Source organism: uncultured Campylobacter sp. (genome assembly GCF_938018145.1).
Classification (GTDB): Bacteria; Campylobacterota; Campylobacteria; order Campylobacterales; family Campylobacteraceae; genus Campylobacter_A.
In genome coordinates this window covers 1-4,020 of sequence record NZ_CALIII010000045.1, presented here as the reverse complement: position 1 = coordinate 4,020, position 4,020 = coordinate 1, and the positions used below count along the sequence as shown (strand labels likewise).

Annotated in this window: 4 protein-coding genes; 3 read left to right on the top strand and 1 reads right to left on the bottom strand. The window is 46.5% G+C overall.

Annotated features, from left to right (window positions below; translation table 11 throughout):
• The 3 genes from Q0338_RS01115 to Q0338_RS01105 all read left to right on the top strand — a co-directional run.
• Positions 1-891, top strand: an 891-nt coding sequence (locus Q0338_RS01115) for a PDZ domain-containing protein (RefSeq protein WP_298085155.1), incomplete at its 5' end; no start/stop codon positions are given.
• Between the two features lie 236 nt (positions 892-1,127).
• The gene (locus tag Q0338_RS01110; protein ID WP_298085154.1) at positions 1,128-1,820 is read left to right on the top strand and encodes a response regulator transcription factor; all 693 of its coding nucleotides are present in this window, start codon (positions 1,128-1,130) and stop codon (positions 1,818-1,820) included.
• Positions 1,821-1,836: 16 nt separating this feature from the next.
• The gene (locus Q0338_RS01105) at positions 1,837-3,075 is read left to right on the top strand and encodes an ArsS family sensor histidine kinase (RefSeq protein ID WP_298085153.1); all 1,239 of its coding nucleotides are present in this window, start codon (positions 1,837-1,839) and stop codon (positions 3,073-3,075) included.
• 167 nt (positions 3,076-3,242) lie between these two features.
• Here the strand turns inward: Q0338_RS01105 and Q0338_RS01100 are convergent, their stop codons facing one another.
• Positions 3,243-3,938 carry a hypothetical protein gene (locus Q0338_RS01100; protein WP_298085152.1) on the bottom strand — a complete coding sequence of 232 codons (696 nt, stop codon included), beginning with the start codon at positions 3,936-3,938 and terminating at the stop codon, positions 3,243-3,245.
• Positions 3,939-4,020 lie beyond the last annotated feature (82 nt).

The window sequence follows — 4,020 nt, the reverse complement described above, 5'->3', positions numbered from 1 at the left end:
GTATTTGCCATCGGAAATCCTTTCGGCGTGGGCGGCAGTATCACTCAGGGCATAGTTTCCGGCTTAAATAAAGACAACATCGGCCTAAATCAATACGAAAATTTTATCCAGACAGACGCCTCGATAAACCCAGGCAACTCAGGCGGCGCGCTAGTCGATAGCCGCGGCTACCTAGTGGGCATAAACTCGGCCATACTTAGCCGCAGCGGCGGAAACAACGGCATCGGCTTTGCCATCCCGTCAAATATGACTAAAGATATCGCCAAAAAACTCATCGAAGACGGCAAGATCGAGCGCGGATATATCGGCGTGATGATAGCAAATCTCAACGAAGAGCAAAAAGAGATCTATAAAAATAAAGAAGGCGCGCTCATTAGTAGCGTAGAAAGCGGCCTTCCTGCCGATGTCGCGGGACTAAAGCGAGGCGATCTGGTCATCAAAATCGACGATAAAGAGATCAAAAACGCAAACGACCTAAAAAATCTCATCGGCTCGCTAGCTCCAAACAAAGAGATCACGCTAACCTACGAACGCTCCGGCAAAATCGAAACCGCCAATATAAAACTAGCTAATGCCAATACAAAAACAAACACCCCGGCGGCAAAAAATGGCACGGCGATCCAAGGCCTTAGCGTCACGGCGATCGACGACAACGCAAGGTATAAATACCGCCTAGCCCCCGATGCTACAGGCATCCTAGTAACAGACGTAAAAGCTGGCTCAAATGCCGAAAAAATCGGCTTTGAAAAAGGCGACATCATCATCCAAATCGCCGAGGAAAATATCAAAAATATGGATGATTTTAACAAAGCCCTAGCAAGTGCAAAAGGTAAAAAGACGCTCGTTTGGGTTAATCGCGGCGGACTTTTCCAAGGTCTTGTTATAAAATAATTTCTACCTTAAGGCGCGGGAAACTGCGCCTTTTCTTTTAAATTTTCCAAATTTCATCTTAAATTTGAACCGTCAAATTTGACGCTCTATCCTTTTTAAATTTGAACCGATTAAATTTAACCAAGCTTAAAAAAGCGTCCGTCTGCAAGCTGCAAGCGTAGCACAACAAAAAACAAGCCGCTACCGCCATTAAAAATTTAGTCAAAACTCGCTATAATCCAACAAAAGGACATAAAATGATAAAAATTCTGATGATAGAAGATGATTTAGAGCTGGCGGAAATTTTGACTGAGTTTTTAGCAAAAAGCGATATGGATGTAAAGACTGCAGAGGAGCCGTATATCGGGCTTTCGACGCTAAACGTAGAAAAATTTGACCTCGTGATCCTAGACCTCACGCTGCCGGGACTCGACGGCCTAGAAGTGTGCAAAGAGATCCGCAAGCGCCACGACGTGCCTATCATCATCTCAAGCGCACGCCACGATATCACCGACAAGGTAAATGCCCTAGATAACGGCGCAGACGACTATATACCAAAGCCCTACGACCCGCAGGAGCTGCTAGCTCGTATCAAAAGCCACTTGCGCCGCCAAAGCACCGTAGCGGGCGCAAATTTAAGCGGCACAAAAGAGCCTGCGCGTAAAAAAGATATCGCGGTAGATGATTTTAAACACGTCATCACGCTAAAAGGCGAGCCGTTAAATTTGACCGCAGCGGAGTACGACATCCTAAAATACATGCTTCAAAAAGAAGGCGGCGCCATCACGCGCGAGGAGTTTATCTACAACTGCGCGAGCATCAGCGAGGACTCGACGAACAAGAGCATCGACGTCATCATCGGGCGTATCAGAGGCAAGCTGGGCGACGACCCCAAAGATCCAAAGTACATCCACGCTATCCGCGGCATCGGCTACAAGCTAATGCAGTAAATTTTAAAGCCCGCAAATGAAACGCTCATCGGTTTTTTACACTATCACTTTTATCTTCGCGCTTGCGCTTACGAGCATCTTTTTGGCATTTTTGTGGCTGATGGACTACGACAAGCAAAACTACGCGCGCGAACTAAACGCCAAATACTCCACGATCGCTAGAAATCAGCTCTTTTTGATGAGCGGTATCATAAACGAAAAAGAGTACGAGCGTCAAACGGGCGACTTTAAGATGCCTGAGATCACGAACGAACAGCAAAAAGAGGAGATCCTGGCAAACGCAACCGTGCTTGAGGAGATCTCCGCAGACATCGGCTCTAGCGCCATCATGATCTATCAAAATCACCACTATCTAAAAGTCCAGCACGTGGATAAAATCCTGCTTTTAAAGGATAACGACTATCAACCATACCGCTACGACATCATCAAGATTATCTTTTTGCTAGTTGCGATCATACTTCTGGCCGCTTACGTTTTTGTTATCAGGAAGCTAAAACCGCTAAGAAAGCTAAAACGCCAGATAGCTAAATTTGCCGCGGGCGAGATCGAAGAAGTGCAAAACGTAAGCAGCGGTAACGACGAAATTTCCGAAGTTGCGGAGGCGTTTTATGACGCGGTGTCCCAGATCAAAAGCTTAAACGCGTCGCGCAAGCTATTTTTAAGAAACATAATGCACGAGCTAAAAACGCCGATCACCAAAGGCCGCCTAGCCGCCGAAATGATCGAAAAAAGCAAAAACCAAGAGCGACTAGTGTCTGTGTTTATAAAACTTGAAAATCTCATAAACGAATTTGCCGCCGTCGAGCAAGTCACGTCAAACATCGCGCTAAATAACACTAAAATTTGCCGTATCGACGACGTCATCGACGAGGCTCTGGATATCGCGATGGTAGATCCCGGACAGGTCACGATCAGCAAACTAGAGGACGTGAACCTAAACGCAGACTTTAAGCTGCTAGCGATCGCCGCTAAGAACATGATCGATAACGCGCTAAAATACTCCCCAAACAAGCACGTAAATATCACGATCACGCGCGAATCTATCAAATTTATCAACGAGGGCGAGCGGCTATCAAAGGAGCTGCGCCACTACGTCGAGCCCTTTACCAAAGGCGAAAGTGCGCAAAAGAGCTTTGGTCTGGGGCTCTACATCGTCGAAAACATAATCAAAGCTCACAAGCTAACTCTAAGCTACGAATACAAAAACGGGCTAAACGTATTTAGCTTTGAAAATCTGCAAAATATAGCGGCGTAGGCGTAAATTTGAGCGTTTTGTAAAATTTGCGGGGACGCGAGTAAAATTTGAGTTAAAATTTAAACCGAGCCACATTTGCTTAAATTTTAAAATTCAGCGTATCGTTTGCGACTAACTAAACGCCAAATTTTGAGCTACAAATTTGGTGCTCGTTTCAATTCCGCTCGCTACTCATAATAAAAAGACTTTACGGGCGCGAAATTTAGCCCCGCCTTTTCGCACAGTGCGTAAAAATCGACCTCGCCGCCGCGAGATTTAAACTCAAAATAGCATTCGTAAAGCTTTACGAAGTATTCAAACTCTAAATTTAGCCGCGCGCTTATCTCGTGTTTTTCTCTTGCGTCGCGAGCTTCGCGGATCAGCTGCTCGTAGTATGTGCGCTCTATCAGGCAACCCTCAGGGAAATGGTGCGCGCCCCAGTCTAGTGCATCTAATAGCTTACAAAAGTATAACTCCACGGTTCGTGCGTCGCAATGCTCATGGCGGTATGCACGGCGCAAAAGCTCATTCCTATCAAGCTCCCGCAAGCCGCGCGTGCAGATCTGGTACGCCCAGCGCAGATGCGGCATCTCGCCTGCGTCGCAGCGCCCTTTTAGATACTCGCCGACTAGCTCGCCGAGCCGAAACGGCAGCTCGCCGTTGCCGCGATTTTTTAGATTTTTGAGCTCGCTTTTATTTTCGTCTAAAATTTCGTGGCAAAGTTCGCCTAGTGCACGGTCACGCTGCGTCTGGCTAAATTCGCTTTTAAATTTACTTACAGTGCCCTTTAGATGCTCGCTTGCTCGTTTTTTTAAGCCCGCATCGTATAGTTTTAGATACTCGTAGAGCTCAAATTTTAGCCAGCCAAAAGCGTCCGTTTGCATTTAGTTTCCTTGTCTGCGTAAATTTAGCACATAAAAACCACGACCTCGCTGCGCTCAAACGCGATCTGCCGGCCAGTTAGAT